General features: G+C 46.3%; 16 protein-coding genes. 7 read left to right on the forward strand and 9 right to left on the reverse strand.

Annotated elements, in window-relative coordinates; genetic code table 11:
- The first annotated feature begins 76 nt into the window (after positions 1-76).
- The gene (locus ACSHX2_RS03280; protein ID WP_435690536.1) at positions 77-1,132 is read left to right on the forward strand and encodes a hypothetical protein; all 1,056 of its coding nucleotides are present in this window, start codon (positions 77-79) and stop codon (positions 1,130-1,132) included.
- Between the two features lie 136 nt (positions 1,133-1,268).
- Here ACSHX2_RS03280 and rpiB read toward each other — a convergent pair whose 3' ends face one another.
- The 6 genes from rpiB to ACSHX2_RS03310 form a co-directional block, all read right to left on the reverse strand.
- Positions 1,269-2,942 (reverse strand): ribose 5-phosphate isomerase B, encoded by a 1,674-nt coding sequence (gene rpiB, locus ACSHX2_RS03285; protein ID WP_435690538.1) that lies wholly within the window; start codon positions 2,940-2,942, stop codon positions 1,269-1,271.
- Positions 2,943-3,100: 158 nt separating this feature from the next.
- On the reverse strand, positions 3,101-4,006 hold the full coding sequence (locus ACSHX2_RS03290) for a hypothetical protein (protein ID WP_435690540.1): 906 nt from the start codon (positions 4,004-4,006) through the stop codon (positions 3,101-3,103).
- A gap of 128 nt (positions 4,007-4,134) precedes the next feature.
- Positions 4,135-6,120: a transketolase gene (tkt, locus tag ACSHX2_RS03295; RefSeq protein WP_435690541.1), complete on the reverse strand. Its 1,986-nt coding sequence runs from the start codon at positions 6,118-6,120 to the stop codon at positions 4,135-4,137.
- Positions 6,121-6,281: 161 nt separating this feature from the next.
- Positions 6,282-6,740, reverse strand: a complete 459-nt coding sequence (locus ACSHX2_RS03300; RefSeq protein ID WP_435690543.1) for a hypothetical protein — start codon at positions 6,738-6,740, stop codon at positions 6,282-6,284.
- Between the two features lie 115 nt (positions 6,741-6,855).
- Positions 6,856-7,653, reverse strand: a complete 798-nt coding sequence (locus ACSHX2_RS03305; RefSeq protein WP_435690545.1) for a hypothetical protein — start codon at positions 7,651-7,653, stop codon at positions 6,856-6,858.
- Positions 7,654-7,691: 38 nt separating this feature from the next.
- On the reverse strand, positions 7,692-8,468 hold the full coding sequence (locus tag ACSHX2_RS03310) for a hypothetical protein (RefSeq protein WP_435690547.1): 777 nt from the start codon (positions 8,466-8,468) through the stop codon (positions 7,692-7,694).
- 149 nt (positions 8,469-8,617) lie between these two features.
- Here ACSHX2_RS03310 and ACSHX2_RS03315 point away from each other — a divergent pair, with 149 nt between their 5' ends.
- The 6 genes from ACSHX2_RS03315 to ACSHX2_RS03340 all read left to right on the forward strand — a co-directional run bounded on the left by ACSHX2_RS03315 (position 8,618) and on the right by ACSHX2_RS03340 (position 17,432).
- A complete protein-coding gene (locus tag ACSHX2_RS03315) occupies positions 8,618-10,471 on the forward strand; it encodes an ABC transporter ATP-binding protein (protein ID WP_435690549.1) in 1,854 nt (617 codons plus the stop codon).
- A 42-nt stretch (positions 10,472-10,513) separates the two neighbouring features.
- On the forward strand, positions 10,514-11,788 hold the full coding sequence (gene serS, locus ACSHX2_RS03320) for a serine--tRNA ligase (RefSeq protein ID WP_435690840.1): 1,275 nt from the start codon (positions 10,514-10,516) through the stop codon (positions 11,786-11,788).
- 131 nt (positions 11,789-11,919) lie between these two features.
- Entirely contained in the window at positions 11,920-12,633 is a 714-nt protein-coding gene (locus tag ACSHX2_RS03325) for a hypothetical protein (RefSeq protein WP_435690551.1), read from the forward strand.
- Positions 12,634-12,652: 19 nt separating this feature from the next.
- Positions 12,653-13,396: a hypothetical protein gene (locus ACSHX2_RS03330; protein WP_435690553.1), complete on the forward strand. Its 744-nt coding sequence runs from the start codon at positions 12,653-12,655 to the stop codon at positions 13,394-13,396.
- A gap of 303 nt (positions 13,397-13,699) precedes the next feature.
- A complete protein-coding gene (locus ACSHX2_RS03335) occupies positions 13,700-14,563 on the forward strand; it encodes a sigma-70 family RNA polymerase sigma factor (RefSeq protein ID WP_435690555.1) in 864 nt (287 codons plus the stop codon).
- 127 nt (positions 14,564-14,690) lie between these two features.
- Positions 14,691-17,432: a DEAD/DEAH box helicase gene (locus ACSHX2_RS03340; protein WP_435690557.1), complete on the forward strand. Its 2,742-nt coding sequence runs from the start codon at positions 14,691-14,693 to the stop codon at positions 17,430-17,432.
- A 16-nt stretch (positions 17,433-17,448) separates the two neighbouring features.
- Here ACSHX2_RS03340 and ACSHX2_RS03345 read toward each other — a convergent pair whose 3' ends face one another.
- The 3 genes from ACSHX2_RS03345 to ACSHX2_RS03355 are packed head-to-tail and all read right to left on the reverse strand — an operon-like array spanning position 17,449 to position 19,886.
- Positions 17,449-18,429, reverse strand: coding sequence for a PulJ/GspJ family protein (locus ACSHX2_RS03345; protein WP_435690559.1), 981 nt, complete (start codon positions 18,427-18,429; stop codon positions 17,449-17,451).
- Between the two features lie 6 nt (positions 18,430-18,435).
- Positions 18,436-19,185: a type IV pilus modification PilV family protein gene (locus ACSHX2_RS03350; protein ID WP_435690561.1), complete on the reverse strand. Its 750-nt coding sequence runs from the start codon at positions 19,183-19,185 to the stop codon at positions 18,436-18,438.
- Between the two features lie 5 nt (positions 19,186-19,190).
- Positions 19,191-19,886, reverse strand: a complete 696-nt coding sequence (locus ACSHX2_RS03355) for a prepilin-type N-terminal cleavage/methylation domain-containing protein (protein WP_435690563.1) — start codon at positions 19,884-19,886, stop codon at positions 19,191-19,193.
- Positions 19,887-20,051: the final 165 nt, after the last annotated feature.

Genomic DNA, 20,051 nt, shown 5'->3' on the forward strand with positions numbered 1-20,051 from the left:
AGCTTTATTCGGCATCGATAGCTTGGACTACTGCCAACCTCCTACTGGCAGTAAGCCGATAAATTGATCCCAACCCATGCTCAAACACCTATTCATCCCGAGCGTGTTGGTGGCCGTGTGCACACTAACACTCACCACCCACGCCGATACTCTCAGTGAAACTGACCGTGAAGCGCTCACTGAGCAGCTTGATTTCATGATTCATAGAGGTAAAGAGGCTATGACTCAGCGCCAATCCGCCGCCTATCAAGCCTACCGAGCCGCCATGAGCTCTGATAGCGATGCTCTTGCTTTCTATTTGAAATGTTATGAAAAAGTAAATTTCACAGACAATGGAAAAAGTTATAGCGACTTTCGCAACTGGAAATCTAGCGACAAAAATAAAGAACGTTTTTCCGATTCTGGCTTTCGCTGCGCACTCCGTCACCAGCTCAACTGGCTCACTCTTACTATAGAAGCTGCACAGCTAGAACAACAGGAGAAACCTGTCGCTGCTCTAGCCTCAAAAGCGAAAGCCGCGATCGATAACATCTATGCAGATGCTAAAACCTTAGATGGTTTTGAGGACCTGCTCCAAAAAGACGTGAAAAGCTCGATCTTCGCAAAAACCTACGGATTTGGCACCTACACGGTCAAAGACTGGCCAACTACGCCTCTCGATGTAGCTGACGTCTACGAGAAAATAATTTTCCCCTCGTACAGAGAGAATAAACAAGCTGACAAGCTTCGAGCAGCATGGAAGCAACGTATTATGTATGAGGAACTCATGCTAGAACACTGGTCTAAAGACAAGGAAGACAAGAACAACAAACGCATAGGCATGAAGAGCGATATGATGTCTCAAGCCTACACTAAATTTATAGAAATACAAAAGCCCAATCTCCTCTGGCAAATGGAACTCGATGTCTTTGATGCCGGAGACGAGCTCGGCGCAGCCAGTCGCATGCTGAGTCATATCAAGGCAAATGTCGGACACAATAATACCCTAAAATGGGTAAAACAGCTCCACGAACTGGTCTCACCAGAAGAAGAGGAAATCGTCATTACAGAAACCTCAGACACTCGCACAGAAGAAGTCGTCGTCGTAGAAGAGCAAAATGAAGTAGTGGAAGAAAATCCACCCTCTGAGTAAACAGTTGTTTCATCTTTATTTCAGTAAACACTTCCTCTCTCTCTGCTAAGACAAGGTGTTTTTTATTAACTGAAACAACAAAAAGCCCTCAGCCAATTACTTAGCTGAGGGCTTCAAAAATACTATACCTTAGAAATTAACGCGGAAGCGGGAATGCGCGATTAAATGCGTATACCTCTTCGCGAATTTCTTCGAGCTTTGCTTCATCCTCGCGATTTTCGATCGCTGCGTGGATAAAGTCAGCTACTTTGACTGCGTCATCTTCTTTCATTCCACGTGTAGTGACAGCTGGAGTACCAATACGGATGCCTGAAGGCTTGAATGGACCCGCTGTATCAAACGGGATGGAGTTCTTGTTCACTGTAATACCCGCTTCATCTAGAGCAGTAGAAGCGATAGAGCCATCAATACCACTAGGACGAAGGTCCACTAGCATGAGGTGGTTGTCTGTACCACCAGATACAATGCGATAACCGAGCTCACTCAAACGAGCTGCCATGGCTTGAGCATTCTTCACTACTTGCACTGAGTAATCTTTAAACTCAGGAAGAAGTGCTTCACCAAAGCAAATTGCCTTAGCTGCGATGACGTGCATCAGTGGGCCACCTTGAATACCTGGGAAAACTGTAGAATCGATTTTCTTAGCGTGCTCTTCTTTACAAAGAATCACACCACCACGAGGACCACGAAGGGACTTGTGAGTTGTAGAAGTCACGAAATCAGCATGAGGCACAGGGTTATTGTGAACCCCAGCTGCTACAAGGCCAGCAATGTGAGCCATGTCTACGAAAAGGTATGCGCCAACTTTCTTAGCAATCTGCCCCATGCGCTCGAAGTCAATTTCACGAGGATATGCTGATGCTCCAGTGGTAATAAGTGCAGGCTTGAGCTCTTCTGCTGCTTTCTCAAGTGCATCATAATCAATGCGTTCATCTTGCTCACTCACACCATAGTGAGTGACATCGTAGAACTTACCTGAGAAGTTTGCCTTATGGCCATGTGTAAGGTGGCCACCGTGTGCTAGATCCATAGTAAGAATCTTATCACCTGGCTTAAGTACGGAGAAATAAACCGCTGTATTTGCCTGTGAACCAGAGTGCGGCTGCACATTAGCATGATCAGCTCCAAAAAGTTCCTTGAGACGATCAACAGCGATCCTCTCGACAACGTCTACGTTTTCACAACCACCATACCAGCGGCGGCCTGGATAGCCTTCTGCGTACTTGTTTGTGAGTAGCCCACCTTGAGCTTCTTGCACAGCGCGAGATGTGAAGTTCTCGGAAGCAATGAGTTCAATATTGTTGCGCTGACGAAGGCCTTCCTCGTGAATGGCAGCGAAAATATCCGGATCACTAGCCGCGATGGCTGAGCCGGATGCCTTAATAAGGCGTGCTTCATGGCGGCCGCCTTCAAACTCTGTGTCGAGGAAAGCTTCTACCATAGCGAGAGCTGTTACTTCATCCACATGCTTCTGACCGAGGCATAAGATGTTCGCATCATTGTGCTCGCGCGCCACTTTCGTGTCTTCGACTGACTGCACATTGACTGCACGCACACCGATAAATCGATTTGCAGCCATACTCACGCCAACACCTGAGGTGCAGCAGAGGATTCCGCAATCGAATTGCTCTTGGCTCACTTCGATCGCTACTTCATTCGCGTAGTCTGCATAATCTACAGAATCGTTAGAATGTGTACCGAAGTCTGCGACTTCATGCCCTTGGGCCATTAATTGGCGCGCAATGGCGTCTTTAAGTTCTACTCCGCCGTGGTCGGCGCCGATAGCAATGCGGTATCTGGAATCGCTCATAACTACATGTGATTTTTAGAATTGGAAAATTGGCTCACACGGACTTTCCTTATGTTCAGATAAAACGCAACCGTCAAATGAGTGCTTCCGTGCTTTTTCTCTATTTATCAGCACATTATCCAAAAAGGAGTCCGCAGAGAGCTCCTTAACTTTTTAGATTATTGATCAGGCTTGGGCTGAGGTCCACGTTGACGTGGTGGACCGTCTCGTCTAGGCGGTCCTTCTCGCCCCTCGTCATTCTCTTTACGCATATTACCAATCATCATATGCAGGAGTCGATAAGGCTCATCCTCCAACATCGCATCAAACGCAGCTCTCCGCTCTTCACCACTGAGATCTCCATCACCATTGACATCAAACCGTTCTAGCAACTCGTGCTTTTCGGCAGCGTGCGCATCTCCACGTTCCTTCTCAGATAACTTTCCATCTCCGTCCTTGTCATACTTCGTAACTAATTCGTTACGAAGTTCTTGCGACTTTTCAGAAAAACGCTTCTTGGCTTCCTGCATTTCTTCTGCATTAAACTCCCCATCAAGGTCAGAATCAAAATCAGCCATGAACTTTTCTTTCGCCTTCTTTAGATATTCATTGGTCAGCAAGCGACGCTTCTCGAAAGATTTTCGGGCTTTGGCACGCTCTTCATCGGAAAGCTCGCCATCACCATCAGCGTCATATTTTTCGAGTAAATGTTGGCGCTTCCGCTCCCCTCGATCTCCCCACTTAGAAAGCAAACTTTCCTTTGCCGCCTCACGTTCTTTTTCAGAAAGCTCACCATCGCCATCTTCATCAAAACGTTCAAGCATGTGCTCATGACGCTCCTCATCCTTTGCCCCCCTTGGTGGAGGCCCCTTTTTCTCTCCCTTTTTAGGTGGACGCTTGCCGTTTCTCTTCTCACCAGCAGCTTCACGCTCTGTAGCTGAGACTAGGCCATCACCATCAGTGTCAAATCGCTCTATAAAATCCACGTCATTCCTAGGCCGTTTTTCACCATCCTCTAACTCTTGGCTACATACAACTGTTGAGGACAATATACCTAAAATAAGAACTGTGTGAGAAATCTTCATAACTATTTGATAGCGCATCTCATGCGCCCCTTTCATAGAGTAAAACCCGCAACTTTAGAAAAGTTGCAGATAAAAAATGGCTCGCCCTTCGAGAAGAGCGAGCCAACTAAAAACTGTGGATAATATGCTTAACCAAGAAGCTCTTTAGCTGCTGCCACAACGTGACCAGCAGTCATACCGAGCTCTTTCATAACCACGTCTCCAGGTGCGGAGATACCAAAACGATCGATACCTAAAACCTTACCTTCAAAGCCGGTGTATTTATGCCAGAGACCTGAAACACCCGCTTCGATAGCGATGCGGCTAACGCACTCACAAGGCAGAACGCTCTTCTTGTACTCACAGCTCTGGCGCTCGAAACGCTCAACACATGGCATAGAAACTACGCGAACACCTTCGCCTAGCTCTTTAGCAGCCTCGACGATGTGTCCAACTTCAGAACCTGAAGCCATAAGGATAAGCTTCAAGTCGCCAGTTTCTTTCTTAAGAACATAGCCGCCCTTGAGAGCACCCTCACGGCGAATCTCTACAGGTACATCGCTGTTATTAGGAATTCCCTGACGAGTGAAAATAAGAGCTGTAGGGCCGTCAACGCGAGCAAGTGCCCCAGCATACGCTGCAGCAACTTCCTCTGGATCACCAGGGCGTACAACATCAAGATTAGGGATCACGCGCAGGCCAGATACTGTTTCCACAGGCTGGTGAGTAGGACCATCTTCACCAACACCCACAGAGTCGTGTGTGAAGATGTATGTCACAGGAAGCTTAGCTAGCGCTGCGATACGAATAGATGGGCGAAGATAATCTGCGAAGACACAGAATGTCGCGCCAGAAGCACGGAAAAGACCATCGTAAGCTATACCATTGAGGATTCCCCCCATTGCGTGCTCACGAATACCGAACCAAATGTTACGACCAGCTGCATTCTTCGCGGAGAAGTCGCCACCGTCATTGATGTAATTCTTAGTTGAGCCAAAAAGGTCAGCTGAACCAGTAAGGAGCTGAGGAACTTCTTTAGCAACGATGTTGATCACATCACTACCTGTTGCACGAGTGGCACCTTTATAGTCTGCTCCAAATGCAGGAATACGCTCGAGAAGATCAGAAGGAACTGCTTTAGCCACACCATTGCTGAGCTCTTCAGCTAGCTCTGGATTAGCTGATGCCCATGCATCGTATGTTGCCTGCCATTCAGACAAAGCTACTGCGGACTCTTCTGCTTTTGCTGCAAAAAATGCACGCACTTCGTCCGAAACGAAAAATGTTTCTTCAGGTAGACCTAGCCCAGCACGCGCTTCAGCGGCAAAACCAGCACCACCTTCACCGTGTGCCTTTTGAGTTCCTGCAACCTGTGGGATACCGCGACCAATCTCAGTCTTCGCAATAATCACAGACGGGTTACCGTTAGAATTCGCTTTTGCTGCATCCACTGCACTTTTCACTGCAGTAAGGTCATGACCATCGATAGTTATCGCATTCCAGTTTTGTGACTTAAAGTACGCTTCAGCTTGAGTTCCCTGAGAAACGTCAGCCATCGCATCGAGAGTTACATCGTTGCTATCGTAAATAAGAACCAAGTTATCGAGTCCGTTGTGACCCGCAAACTCGATCGCTTCACGTGCGATACCTTCTTGGATACAGCCGTCACCAGCGAGGGCTACGACATTGTGATCGAAGAGAGTGTGTTCAGCTGTGTTATAGCGAGCTGCAGCACGCTTCCCTGAGAGAGCGTAACCAACTGCATTGGCAATACCCTGACCAAGTGGTCCAGTCGTTGCTTCTACGCCTGGTGTTTCATCAAACTCTGGGTGACCAGGTGTAATGCTGTGAAGCTGGCGGAAGTTTTTCACTTCTTCCAGAGAAACTGCGTAACCACTGAGGTGAAGCCACGTGTAGATAAACATGGAACCATGACCGGCGGAAAGGATGAAGCGATCACGGTTCAGCCACTTAGGAGCAGCTGGATTAAAGTTAAGGCTATCACCAAAAAGTACTGCACCGATTTCCGCACAGCCAAGTGGAAGACCCAAATGACCTGAGGAACACGCGTGAACTGCATCAATCGCTAACCCGCGAGCTTGAGCAGCTGCGGACTGTAAAATTTGTTCATTCATAGACAAGTGCGACCATTCACTAAGTCAACGCACCAGACAAGCAACAATTTCGCCAGAACTCTGCGTAATTCAACCTAAGTAAGGCTTCCTCATCTTTGGTGACGTAATCTCTTATACCGAATGGCGCATTCACTCGATAAAACACACTGCATAGTGAGGATCTAACGCGACAAGTCTTCTTGGTAAAGCACCTTGAAACCTGCGTTATTTAGCACCTCAATACCAAAAGAATAATCTTCCAAATGCAAGGCAACTAGACTCTGCCTGTCAGGGTGCGCCATTAACGAATATGCAAAATCGACATTGGTTTCCGCTGCCATCAAAGCCTCCAAGCAAGCACCCAGTCCAATCCCTGATTCACGTAGTGCAATCACCACCATATCACAAGTAGCGTACGCGATACCTTTCTCGGCAAAAAGACAACAGATCGTATCTGGATCAGTCACTAACATCCGAACGATTGTCGCATCCTTGGAATCTTGAATACTGATCCCAATAATCTCAACTTTCGCACTTCTCACCAAACGGACTAATGACCCCAATGCTCCGGCCCGATTTTGAAGCATTACCGAGAACTGCATCACGGGTTCCCCACCTTGCTTAATTAGTACTTCATCCATATCTTTTCAAAACAGGTATAGCATAACACCTGGTAGACAGCCAAGCTCTCAGATTTTCTAGAAAAAAAACGCGCCAACCTCATGAGGATGGCGCGTTAGAAAATGATTTTTGATACTAACGCATATTAGGCCTAGCTAGAATCACGCGATCGCCAGCACGAAGTCGAGCACCTTCAACAAGGCTACCTAAATCGATATCCGCTATCACTCGATTAGCTTCAATAGCACTAATGTTGAGACGAGCTAATGGACGTGTACCACGCACTACCATAAGCTGTGAATTAGAAGAGATTTCCACCTGTGGATGAGGTTTAATCACGACGAAACCCCAATCAGGGTTCACTGCAGTAATTAGGGAAGACATACTATTTTGAGCAAGACTAGCATCGCGCTCAGATTCCTTTTTGATGATCTCTTGAATCTTGGTTTGTGCCATATCACGCTTTGCCTGGGCCTCTTCAGCAGCAATCAGGAGTTCCTCGTATTCACGGTTTAAAGTCTTCTTACTATCATTAAGCCCCTGAATAAAAGTAGGTAGATTATTGACATCCACATCTCCTAGTTTTGCTTTTGCTTCTGCGATCACATTGTCCATCTCAGCGATTTGCTCGAGTTTGGAAGCAAGAGAAGAATCAAGAGTTGAGAGCTCTTTGGCTACATTTTTTTGCTCTGCAGATCTTGCATCAATTTGAGCCTTTGTAGCCTCTAAGGATCCGTTAGCTGCGACTTTTTTACTTTGTTCGTCTTTGTAATTTGCAATGAGACGATCAATTTGATTTTCAAGACGGATATTATCTTTATCCATGCCATTGGTTTGATCGACAACGTCTTGGTGCTTTGCAATTCCAGTCCAAGCGTAAATTCCGTATGCAGCGATGCCGACGACAGCGACGGCGTATAAAGGTGTTTTCATAATTCGATTCGGTTATTCGTTTCGGTTCGTATTCCCCCTTACTGAGCTGCTTTCTCAGCTACAACTCGGTCTCCAGACCTAAGAGCTACGCTAGCACCATAATCACCTTGGATGACATCTGCTGCGGAGCGATTTCGCTCTACAGTTGTCACCTTAAGCTTGGCCACCACTTCACCATTGCGAAGCACATCTAAAATAGAACCAGGAGTCACACCTTGAGCATTACCGCCATTGAGTGTCACGAAGCCCCATGTACCATAGACGCCACGAACAGTGGTGCTCAGACTTGGAGAGGACTTCCCTGAAGCTCGGTGTTCAACAATCTCGGTCTTGGCTGAGAGCACTGATTCGGCTTGCTCAGCACTTTGAACAACATTTTCAAGACTAGACTTTTCAGTCTCAATGTCCGCTTTCAGTTGAGCGATCTTATTTTGGTTAGACTGTACTTGCTGGATAAGGTCTTCGGAATCTGAAATCTGCTCACGAAGCTCTTTAGAAGCTGCTAGTTTACCATCTACAGTTTGAAGCTCAGCTTTCTTGGCAGTGACTTGTGACTTGAGCTCATCAATATCACCTTGGAGTGATGTCAGCTCAGTATTCGCTGTTTGATTTTGAGCTTCTAGTGACTCAATCTCAGACTGCTCGCCCTTAATCTTAGCTTTTACATCTTTTTGCTCAGTCTCATTATTAGTCATGCGAGCTTCTTCACTTTGAAGAGCTTCTTTCTGATCATCTAGCTTGGAACTATTTTTATAGCCAATCCAAACTGAAAGTACCAAGACGACTGCCGTCAGTATTCCAAAGATTTTTTCCATAGGTGTTTTTTGTGCGGTTTTTGTAAGTAGGATTTATGTAAGACTTCGGACACTAGTTGGCATTACCGTCACTCGACAACTCTAAAATTCACTGATTTCTCGCTTAGCTTTACTTTTTTGCAATCTCTGGCCACATTTGCATCTTCTTGATGAAAACAATTCGCCGCATTTTTTCGTACTACGGTCGCTACCCAAAACTAGCCTTTACTCAGCTCCTTTGCGCCATTCTCATGACCGTCATGCTCCCGATATTTTCGGAAATGTCTGGCCGGGTCTACAAAGAAGTCATTGCGGAATATGCAGATGAACAGAAACTCTCTGATTTAGCTGACAAAGTAGAAAAGAAATCGGGAATAGCCGCAGCTGACGCTATACGCACCCAACAACGTGACCTAAAATCCCAACAATATAAAGATGAAAGCATTCACAAAGTTATCATCTATACACTAATTGCCCTTGCTTCATTTTTCGCTCGCGATCTCTTTAACTTCTTCCGCATCCTCATCAACAACGTCTTTGAGCAAAAAGCCATTTTTGACCTCCGCTCTGAGCTTTACTCAAAACTCCAGCGCCTCCCTATTAAATGGTTCGACTCACGCCGAACCGGCGACATCATGACTCGCGTTGCGGAAGACGTTCCATCTATGGAGCGGCTACTCATTGACGGTGTAGAACAAGGCCTCATTGCCATCCTACAAATTGTAGGCATCAGCGCTTTCCTTATCTGGAAAGATCCTATCCTCGGACTCACGGCTCTAGCTCCCATCCCCTTCCTAATTGTCGGCGCCACTATTTATTCTAGAAATGCACGCGACCGCCATCGTGATGTCAAACGCTACACTGGAGAAATGAACTCTCTCCTTTCCGATAACATCGCTGGCGTCAGCCAAATCAAATCCTACGCGGCCGAAGCAGATGAGCTCATCCGTTTCAACAAACTTTCTAATAAGGTCCGCACCGCCACACTCAAAGTAATGCGCTACTGGGCAATTTACTCTCCTAGCATGAGCTTCGCCAACTCCATTGGCTACACCCTCGTACTCGGAGTCGGAGGTTGGAGAATCATTTCAGACCCTAGTATTGGAACAGAAATTTATCTCTATTTCTTCACTATCATGTGGGCGCTTTACGAGCCAATCACCAAGCTCCACGGTCTAAACCAAATGGCTCTATCATCCAAAGCTGCTGCGGAAAGGGTATTCGAGATCCTAGACACAGAAGACGAACTTCACGCCGATGAAGGTGTATTCCTCCCCACCCCTGTTAGAGGTGAAGTCAACTATAAGAATGTCTCCTTCAGTTATGATGACATCCCTACTCTCCACAACATTTCTCTCACAGCAACTCCAGGCCAGACGATTGCTCTCGTTGGCTCTACTGGTGCGGGTAAATCTACCTTGGTCAACCTTCTCACTCGTTTCTACGAATACGACAACGGCTCCATCACCATTGATGGTCATGAGCTCAACACTCTCAATAAGCCAGCACTCCGTTCAAATATCGCCTACGTTACTCAAGACTCTTTCCTGTTCAACGGCTCTGTCCGAGAAAACCTTCTCTTAGGTAAACGTGACGCTAGCGATAAAGAGCTCTGGCTAGCGCTTGATTCAGCCAACGCCACAGCATTTATTAAAGTATTACCAAAGCAACTCGACACCAATGTGGGTGAGCGTGGAATCAAACTCTCCGGCGGTGAAAAACAACGCCTCTCGATTGCTCGCGCCTTATTAAAAAACCAACCCATTCTAATTCTAGATGAAGCAACTGCTAGCGTCGACAGTAAGACCGAAAAGCTCATCCAATCAGCTTTAGACAACTTGATGAACACACGCACCGCCTTTGTCATCGCTCATCGACTTTCTACAATCAAGAACGCGGACATCATCCACGTTCTCGACCACGGCCGAATCATCGAGTCAGGAACCCACGATGAGCTCTGCGCTCTAGGCGGAAAATACGCGGAGCTATCTAAGCAATCATTTTTAAATGCAGACGCCCAGTAGCATACGATTGACCGATTAGCGATCAGCATGTAAATGAGCACCATGCTCGACATCCGAGAAATACGCAACAACGCAGAAGAAGTTAAAGCACGCCTCACAAGCAGAGGTGGTGACGCTCAAGACCTCATTAACGAAGTCCTCGCATGCGACGAACGCCGTCGTGCCGTAGAGACTCAAAAGCAGCACCTTCAGGCTGAGCGTAAAATCTCGTCGAAAGCAATCGGGGCACTCATGGGCCAAGGTAAAAATGAGGAAGCGGAAACCGCAAAGGAAGCGGTAAAAGTCATTGGAGAAAAAATCAAAGTTCTCGACTCGGAAGCGGACACTGTTTCTGAGCGCCTAAACCACCTCTTAATGCATATTCCTAATCTGCCCTACGCTGATTGCCCAATCGGTAAAGATGAAGCAGACAACCCAGAGGTTAGAGTCTGGGGAGAAAAACCTAACATCGCCGAACCTCTCGACCACGTAGCTCTAGCTGAAAATCACGGACTCATCGATTTCGATGCTGCCGCGAAAATTTCAGGTTCAGGATTCGCGGTGTATCGCGGCTCAGGAGCTAAGCTCGAACGCGCGCTCATCAATTTTCTGCTCGACCTACAAACCGAAGAGCACGGTTATACTGAAGTCAACGTGCCTCATATCATCCGCCGGCACTGTATGGAAGGTACGGGCCAGCTACCAAAATTCGAAGACGACATGTACGGTCTCGAAGACGGAGCTATGTTCCTCGCACCTACAGCTGAAGTCCCTGTAACTAACCTCGTTCGCGAAACACTCCTTCAAGAAAGCGAACTCCCGATCAAAATGACAGCTCACACCCCATGTTTCCGCCGTGAAGCTGGATCTGCTGGTCGTGACAACCGAGGCATCATCCGTATGCACCAGTTCGACAAAATCGAACTCGTTCAAGCCGTCCACCCAGACAAATCCGCCGAGGTACTTGAAGAGCTCACAGCACACGCTGAAGCAGCACTCCAAAAGCTCGGTCTACATTACCGCACTATCGAGCTATGCACTGGAGACATCGGATTTTCAGCCACTAAAACCTACGACATTGAAGTATGGTCTCCTGGCCAAGATAAATTCCTAGAAGTCTCTAGCTGTTCTAGTTTTGGCGATTTCCAAGCCCGCCGCCTCCGCCTCCGTTTCAAGGATGCTGAAGGAAAAAACCACTTCTGTCACACCCTCAATGGATCTGGCACTGCACTCCCACGCCTCTACGTAGCGCTCATCGAGCAATACCAGAACGCGGACGGCTCCATTACTATCCCACCAGCTCTTGTTCCTTACTTCGGAAAATCCGAGATCAAGTAACTAAGAGCTTCAAGCAACTTCAAAAAAAGCCGCAGCGGACTTCCGTTGCGGCTTTTTTATTTCTAACGGAAAAATTCACACAGGCTTCATCAAACTTTCACAATCCCCCGATAGAGTCGAGGCAGTAAGAAATGAGGAATTGCCATACATCTATCCATGCGCTCAAAGAAGTACTCCCATCACTATGTAGAGGGGATCATAGGCTACTTACTAACTTACTAATAAATCAGCCTACTAAACTATTAGCCATCACCATCCCTAGCATCATCGTAGGCTGTGGGCTCTATGGATTCTCAATGGGCTTCTGGCACGGCTGGGGCATGGCTAGCTATGTGGCACTTAAACTCCCCTTGCTGATTTTTTGCACCCTTGCCGTTAATGGTCTGATTAATGGACTATTAGCTCAAGTACTCAACAGCGGAATAAGTATGCGTCAAAGCGTTCAGTTCTTACTCACTGGCTTTGCAACGATGTCCATCATTCTTGGTTCCTTGAGCCCTATTACCATAGCAATGGCTGCCCACGCCCCAGCTACAAGCGATCTAGCAGCTGAAGACTTTCACGCTGCAATTTTGCTCAGCCACACACTCATCATCGCCTATACGGGCATCGTTGCTCACCTCAGCTTATTAGGCTTTCTCAAACACTTCTGCAAAACCCAGAAATCGGCGCATACCACATTTCTCGCATGGATCGCTGGAAATCTATTTGTTGGAGCGCAGCTATCATGGGTACTTCGCCCATTTTTCGGCAGCCCTAACCTAGAAGTTGCTTTTCTCAGAGATGACCCTTTCCGAGGCACATTCTACGAAACCGTCTGGCACAGCTTTCTCCACTTTTTTTAATAACCACAACCTACTCATCATGGAAACTAACAATGAAAACCCAACTCCTCAGACAGCGTCAGATTATGACCAACAAGCATCACCCCAAATCCAGGATATTGAAAATATCGAGATCATTACCGAGCCACTCAACTTCTCACTCATAGTTAGCGCTCTCCTCAAAAGACCTCTCGACCTCTTAGCCACCATGGAAGAGAACCACTCTCTCCCATGGAAACCACTCATGGCACTCAGTACACTTTGCCTGCTCATATTTGGGCTAGTCGTCGGAGCATTTAGTGGTGGTACGCAATTTTGGGCGGCTCCATTGAAAATAGTACTCGGATTGGGCTTTGGGGCACTCATCTGCCTCCCTAGCCTCTATATTTTTAGCTGCCTATCAGGCATCAGAGCAAATTTCCAAACTATTCTAGGGCTCCTACTTTGTGCCATAGCTCTATTAAGCCTTCTACTCACTGGCTTTGCTCCCGTGGCCTGGCTCTTCTCTACATCGAGTGACTCCATCGCCTTTTTCGGATTCCTCTGCCTAGCGCTATGGCTCATCTGCCTAAGCTTTAGCTTCAAACTAATCACCAAAGCAGCTCTCCACCTCGGCATAAAATCAACCCATCACCTGAAGGTCTGGATGATCGTATTCACTCTCGTCACACTCCAACTACCCACAACACTCAGACCCATTATTGGAAACTCTGATGACCTCTTCCACTTTAACGAAAAGAAATTTTTCATTCATCACTGGTTAGAACAACTCAACCCATCTTAGCCGCACGTACGCAATCCACAATTTATTCTAAAAAACACCCCGAACATAAACCTAACTATCAATGAGTAAAACCAGAAATATACGACTGTTTTATAAAAAATGCAAAAAACTGAGAACAAAATTTGCACTTCACCCCTCTTATCTACAGAAACCGGAATTAAAATGACAATTTGATTTTTTTAAACAAATTAGTCCAGATGCTCCGCTTAACCCAATGAACCAGCAACCCATAGCAAATAGTCGACAACTAAAACGATTAACCGACACCTGCTAGGAATTGCAACCAATAGAAAAAATAAGGCCATGAAAGGAAACGACAGCGAGAACTCACTCAAGATCTACCTCAGGGAAATCTCTAAAACAGATCTCCTCACCCCTAAACAAGAGGTCGAACTTGCTGAAAAAATCAAATTAGGGGACAAAAAGGCACGCACACACATGATCAAGGCGAACCTCCGTCTTGTGGTGAAAATTGCGCAGGATTATTCCAATTATGGCCTACCACTTTCTGATCTAATCTCTGAAGGCAATATAGGCCTTATGAAAGCTGTAGAACGCTTTGACCCGGAAAAAGGAGGCAAACTCAGCACCTATGCTTCATGGTGGATCAAGCAATCCATCAAGCGAGCACTAGCGAACCAGAGCAAGACTATCCGCCTCCCCGTCCACATGGTCGATAAAATTTCCAAGATGCGCCGCATTACAAACATGCTTGCTGAAGAATATGGACGTGACCCAACTGATAGCGAACTTTCAGAAGTACTCGGTATTCCTCGTAAAAAACTAGCAATGCTTAAACAAGCGGCTCAGCGCCCAGCATCGCTCGACGCTCCTGTCCACGAAGGTGAAACCAGCGAATACGGTGAACTTATTGGAGACGAAAGCGCAATTGATCCAGCTCTCGCACTCGAAGGAAAAAATATGCACGGCCAATTAGACGGCTTGCTCGACATACTCGACGAACGAGAGCAGCGTATCATCGATGCTCGATTCGGTCTTGATGGTCAAAAACCAAAAACTTTAGAAGAAGTCGGCCTCGAATTTGGCGTTACTCGCGAAAGAATTCGCCAATTACAAAATGTTGCGCTTGCCAAGATGCGCAAAAGTTTGAGAAAAATAGACAAGCCAATACCAAAGTTGTCTCAGGACGGCTTAGTTGAAGCTTAAATAATATAACAATCCATAGCGATTGGGATCGTAGGTGTGAGAGCGGCAGATGCGAATCTGCCGCTCTTTTGCGTCAAAGACCAGCTTCAGATTGCTATTTGGCTAAGTTCACTTAAACACTTTAGACATGAGCTCGCCACTGTCGCTTGAATCCATTGCACTCTTTTTAACAACTGAGCAATGGCTTCCAATTTTCAGTTCAGCGAGCATTCAAACTGGCAGCAAACTCTCACGCTCGCGAAAAGTGAGCCAAGTTTCAGCTCAGACCTTAGAAACTGGTGACCTTGAAATTGTCAGCTATGTCCAAGCACCAGATGGCCACCAGCATGAAAGCATTATTGCTCTGTGGATAGAGGATGAGGCCATTCAAATAGATGCCTCCTGCTCATGCGCAGTCCAATCAAACTGTGAACACAATGCCGCGACTCTCCGTCATCTAGAAAAAGGCGAGAGGCTAGCCATAGCATTAGGTGAGACGCCACACATGGAAGCAGTTGAGCAGGGCAAAAGCCTTAGCACACCTCCAGCTCTAACTGGTAAAAAGGAAACATCTCTCGGTAATTCTCATGCCGAACGCCCTCAACCTACTTTCCTTCTTCGTATTGAACGAAAAAAATCCACAGGACAAACAAGCGCTCAAGAAATCCATGCTCATGCTTATGCCATCTATGGTAATCACAAAGTACCTTTAGAACCATCAGGTCTTCTTATTCCCATAGTCACAGCAGAAGGCAAAATCGCACGTAACAGAGAGTCTGAAATGACAGCGCTCCAGAGTCTCTACGCGCTCGACCTACTCCCTAAAGATCCACCCAAGCCGCCAAAACAAAACAAATGGGATAGCACACCCAAGTGGATGAAAGAGGGATTATCGGTTGAAAATACAGGGAAGATATGGACCCCAGATAATAAGCAATGGCCGCATCCAGACTTTTACTGGCAACGTTTCAGGCATGAAGCCACACCTGCGCTAGAAGCAAGAGACTGGGAAGTACAGTACTCTGTACATGTGGGATTAAAGCCGCTCATCTTCCGCGCTGAAACTTGGAAAGCTGAAATGGTAGAAGAAGCGAAGGGCTGGTTCAACCTCTCTGCTGGATTTGAAATCGATGGGGAAACCTTCGAGATTCAGCCCATACTAGCCGCATTACTAGCAAACAATTTCCTCGAAGTAACCGAAGGTTTACCCAAGGGCCAAGAATTCATGATCTTTCTGCCCGATGCCCGGGGCTTAGCCCTTCCCGTCGGTCGTTTCCGACATATGCTCAAAACTCTAGGTCATTTATTAGACTACAAATTCACTGACGGCCCCATTAAAGTGAGCACACTCGAAGCCGCTTTACTCACTGATGATGAAGACATACCCCTCCTTGTCCCTGATGACATTCAGAAAATTGCGGAACAAATCCAACAGCCAGAAAAAATAGAACCAGTCGCAGTCCCTGAGAGCCTCCAAGCCACCCTACGAGAATATCAACTACACGGATTCTACTGGATGCAGTTTCTCACCAAAAACAACTTTGGAGGAATCCTTGCAGACGACATGGGCTTAGGAAAAACCTTACAGGCTCTAACACATATACTCACTGAAAAAGAAAGTGGTCGCTCCAGTAATAAGCCCACACTCGTTCTAGCTCCGACTTCAGTTGTCGTTAATTGGCAGCGTGAAGCAGCAAAATTCGCCCCATCTCTTACTGTACTCATACTCCAAGGGAGTAATCGTCACAGAGACTTTATTCGCATCCCTGAGTATGACATTGTGCTCACGTCCTATGCATTGATTCACCGAGACATTGAGCACCACCTAGCCCAGCATTACCACCTCATCGCTCTGGACGAAGCACAACACATCAAGAACCCAGGCGCACAGGTCTCATCGGCGATTCGCCAGCTTCATTCTACTCACAGGCTTTGCCTCTCAGGTACCCCCATTGAAAATAATTTAGGGGAACTCTGGAGCCTCTTCGCCTTTCTCATGCCAGGACTGCTAGGCGAGCGATCCGCATTTAATGAGAATTACCGAACACCAATCGAGAAGCAAAATAACCAAGCCAAACGTGACTCGCTCAACCGAAAAGTCGGTCCACTCATCTTGCGACGCACCAAACATAATGTCGCTAAAGAGCTTCCTCCAAAAACTGAAATACTCCACACCATTTCACTTAGTTCTGATCAAAAAGATCTCTACGAAACTGTGCGCGCCGCTATGGACAAACAAGTCAGGCAAGCAATTGTTGCTCGTGGAGGCGAGGCTCAAATCGTATTCTTAGATGCATTACTAAAGCTCAGGCAAATCTGTTGTCATCCGTCTCTACTTAACTTTGAAAGTGACCAAATGCAAACTAGAGCACAAGCGCAGTCCGCAAAAATGCTCTACCTCATCGAAATGATCGAGACCTTACGAAAGGAAAACCATCGCGTTCTCATTTTTTCACAATTCACTTCGATGCTAGAAATCATCGAGCGACATCTCACTGAGCAGGAAATTTCTTACCTCATACTGACAGGTGCTACGAAGGATCGACAAAGCCTCGTTGAACGTTTCCAAGGAGGAGAAGGTGAAATCTTTCTCATCTCACTTAAAGCTGGCGGAACCGGCCTTACACTTACTGGAGCAGACACCGTCATTCACTACGACCCGTGGTGGAATCCAGCAGCGGAGAACCAAGCCACAGATCGAGCCTACAGAATCGGTCAAAACAAAGCAGTTATGGTTCATAAACTAATCTGCGAAGGAACCGTAGAAGAACGTATCCAGCAAATGCAGGCTAAGAAAAACACTCTCGCTGACAACATACTAGACGGCGCCACACAAAGCCTAGATCTCAACGAAAAAACGCTCAGCGATCTGCTGAGCGTTCCTGAATAAAATGTTCCTCTCTCGTTTATGGACGAGGTAAAATCACTGACTTCGTAAAGTAGTGGCTATTCTCCTTCACGAAGGCATTAAATTTGTCCGACGAAAAGCTCTTATGCTTGAGAGTATTCATCGCTGAATCAGAGAGAACCAAGACTCCGAGTTCAACTGAGACGAGGCTTGCGATATCACCAATCTCATCACCCGTCATAATCTGCTCCTTCAGTAAAGAACTTCCATTCAGTATCACACTGCTACCAGTAATACTGAGGCTTTTGACATCACCATTGAGAGTAATAGGCACACGTACTTGTCTAATTTCGTCATCAGTAGCATCTGAATTACCCATATCATCTTTATATTCGAAAACATAAGTAACGGTCATATTATACACATTCTCAGCCAAAAAGTTCTCAGACTCAGTCACAATACCTGAATCAGGAGCATTATCCTCCAAACCTGTATCATCATCCTCTTCTTCACCATTAGCATCAGTGGTTGATTTCTTCAGCGCTAAGTACTCTTGGAAAGTGTCATCCGGATTCACTAACATTCTATAAAGTGAATAAACCTCAAAATCCCCCCCAAGCTGGTCTTTATAGACGAGTCGGTAGAACACAGTAGAAATATCTCCACCATTATCTTTAGAACTATTTGGACCTACTTCTCCATCGTAACGGTCTGTAGCTGCCGTGAAAAAAGCTAGATCTAGTGGGTTTGCTATCTCAGCATTATTTGGACCTCGCTCTACATTTGAGTCCATTTGAGTGTATAGCCACTGATACTCATTACCAGATCGTAAAACCATACCTTCAAAGTCCTTCGCCATCACCTCCAGACTCTCCTTTGCCAGTCTCGATGCCCGTGCTCTATCAGAACTTTCCTTCCAAGCATCCATTGACATGCGTGTCATGCCAATAAGTGCAGCAATAATCACTGTGGTAATCGCCACAGCGACCATCAGCTCAAGTAAGGTGAAACCCTTACGTGTTTTTTGTAATCCTTTCATAAAATATTATCTTCTTACTGCTATATTATGGACTGCGACAGGACTTCCTAGTTGATCAAAATCCCAGCTTCCACCTGTCACATAGGTCGCCAAATTATTAGGCATCTGGAAAAACTCGACCTGTAATGTGATGTGGGCGTCATCATAATCAGAGCTATCTGAAGCATTTCCCCCGCCATCAGTGTTTGAAATCACTCCCGGGGCACCAACTTTTAATTCTCCTCCAGAATCTACCAACTGGGTCATACGCGCTACATACACATTCCCCTTTACCACGCCAGGACGTAATTCATCCTGAATAAATTTCCCCGTGATACTGGATACTCTTCTGGCAATAGTTTGAGTTATATAATCCTTACCTGGAAGGAGAGAATCATTACTTGCTTCTGAGGTCTCAATAGCCGCCAACGTCCCATCACTATTTGTCTCATCCGGTTGAGCTTGATACTGATAGATAACAAGAGCCTTCGCTGGATCATTAGAATCCTTTATCCATTGAAATGCTTTTTCAAATGCTGACCCATAACTGCCAGCAACCGCATATTCAGATTCCTCTCCCGGCCGCAGAACCGCCATCTCATTTTCCAGTGTAGAGACTAAACGATTTGCATCTGAGACACCAATGGCGCGATTAATGTTCTGCTGAGCTGGCCCGAACACCGCCATAAAGGTCGTAAGCAAAATAGCTACGATCCCGATTGCGATTACCACTTCTACTAATGAGAAGCCCTTACTTACATGCTTAGTAATTTTCATAATCCCTAGAAAGTTGGGTTTCCTGTAAGCTCTGGAATTTGATCCACTGAGCGATAAATTGAAGTACTTCCACGTTTCCATATAGCGAACCCTCCTGCGTCTCGACTATTTGAATTTAAAGCTTTGGGTTGTGTATCATGCGGCGCCATGCGGCCTGACTGAATGACTACAGAACCCGAAGGACCACTCGTAGAGTCAGCATCAACTAAATAGCCCTCCGCATTAAATTCATAGTAGTAGCATTGCACTGCCGAACTCTCACCAGGAATTTGATACGATTCCTGATTAATAGGAGAGCTAAGATTCGCATTAAAAAATGTTTTACCAGGCAATGACTTACCTCGAGAACTCAAGCGGTTTTTGAATACTGCGGAGTCTCCATTATATTGCGGTTCACCCGATGAATTCACTTCTTGCTCCACGATACCTAGGTAACGAAAGTTTTTATCGTGATTATCCTGATCAGCTCCGAATGGGATCACCACCCGCGTGTGCAGGCCTCTACTCTTCGCTAAGGTTCTTGCTTCGTTAAAGACCCCCTCAGCAATCGGCACAGCAGTGCTTACTCCTTGAGCAGTAGTAGCACTCTTCATCACAGAAGCTCCTACCCCCATCAAAACGGATATAATGACAAGGACTACGAGCAGCTCCACCAGAGTGAACCCCCGTATAATTTGCTTGTTATCTATTTGGATTTTCATGTATTTCGGCACACGCTAGTCGTTTCACGCAGAGGTGGGAATCTCTTTTTTCAAAAACATAAGTTATACCCACCTGAAAAGTTGTATCTACAAAGTAAATCACACGCTTAAATAGTCAAGCTAAGTCGCTTTATGTGGATTTCCCTAAAAAAGTTTTGGACGCCA

The sequence above is a fragment of the Rubritalea sp. genome, assembly GCF_051252225.1.
Taxonomy (GTDB): Bacteria; Verrucomicrobiota; Verrucomicrobiia; order Verrucomicrobiales; family Akkermansiaceae; genus Rubritalea.

What these genes read in the sequence shown, in the direction of transcription:
- ACSHX2_RS03280 (WP_435690536.1), top strand. Translation starts at nt 77, where the DNA reads ATGCTCAAACACCTATTCATCCCGAGCGTGTTGGTGGCCGTGTGCACA.
- rpiB (WP_435690538.1), bottom strand. Translation starts at nt 2,942, where the DNA reads ATGAGCGATTCCAGATACCGCATTGCTATCGGCGCCGACCACGGCGGA.
- ACSHX2_RS03290 (WP_435690540.1), bottom strand. Translation starts at nt 4,006, where the DNA reads ATGAAGATTTCTCACACAGTTCTTATTTTAGGTATATTGTCCTCAACA.
- tkt (WP_435690541.1), bottom strand. Translation starts at nt 6,120, where the DNA reads ATGAATGAACAAATTTTACAGTCCGCAGCTGCTCAAGCTCGCGGGTTA.
- ACSHX2_RS03300 (WP_435690543.1), bottom strand. Translation starts at nt 6,740, where the DNA reads ATGGATGAAGTACTAATTAAGCAAGGTGGGGAACCCGTGATGCAGTTC.
- ACSHX2_RS03305 (WP_435690545.1), bottom strand. Translation starts at nt 7,653, where the DNA reads ATGAAAACACCTTTATACGCCGTCGCTGTCGTCGGCATCGCTGCATAC.
- ACSHX2_RS03310 (WP_435690547.1), bottom strand. Translation starts at nt 8,468, where the DNA reads ATGGAAAAAATCTTTGGAATACTGACGGCAGTCGTCTTGGTACTTTCA.
- ACSHX2_RS03315 (WP_435690549.1), top strand. Translation starts at nt 8,618, where the DNA reads ATGAAAACAATTCGCCGCATTTTTTCGTACTACGGTCGCTACCCAAAA.
- serS (WP_435690840.1), top strand. Translation starts at nt 10,514, where the DNA reads ATGCTCGACATCCGAGAAATACGCAACAACGCAGAAGAAGTTAAAGCA.
- ACSHX2_RS03325 (WP_435690551.1), top strand. Translation starts at nt 11,920, where the DNA reads ATGAGGAATTGCCATACATCTATCCATGCGCTCAAAGAAGTACTCCCA.
- ACSHX2_RS03330 (WP_435690553.1), top strand. Translation starts at nt 12,653, where the DNA reads ATGGAAACTAACAATGAAAACCCAACTCCTCAGACAGCGTCAGATTAT.
- ACSHX2_RS03335 (WP_435690555.1), top strand. Translation starts at nt 13,700, where the DNA reads ATGAAAGGAAACGACAGCGAGAACTCACTCAAGATCTACCTCAGGGAA.
- ACSHX2_RS03340 (WP_435690557.1), top strand. Translation starts at nt 14,691, where the DNA reads ATGAGCTCGCCACTGTCGCTTGAATCCATTGCACTCTTTTTAACAACT.
- ACSHX2_RS03345 (WP_435690559.1), bottom strand. Translation starts at nt 18,429, where the DNA reads ATGAAAGGATTACAAAAAACACGTAAGGGTTTCACCTTACTTGAGCTG.
- ACSHX2_RS03350 (WP_435690561.1), bottom strand. Translation starts at nt 19,185, where the DNA reads ATGAAAATTACTAAGCATGTAAGTAAGGGCTTCTCATTAGTAGAAGTG.
- ACSHX2_RS03355 (WP_435690563.1), bottom strand. Translation starts at nt 19,886, where the DNA reads ATGAAAATCCAAATAGATAACAAGCAAATTATACGGGGGTTCACTCTG.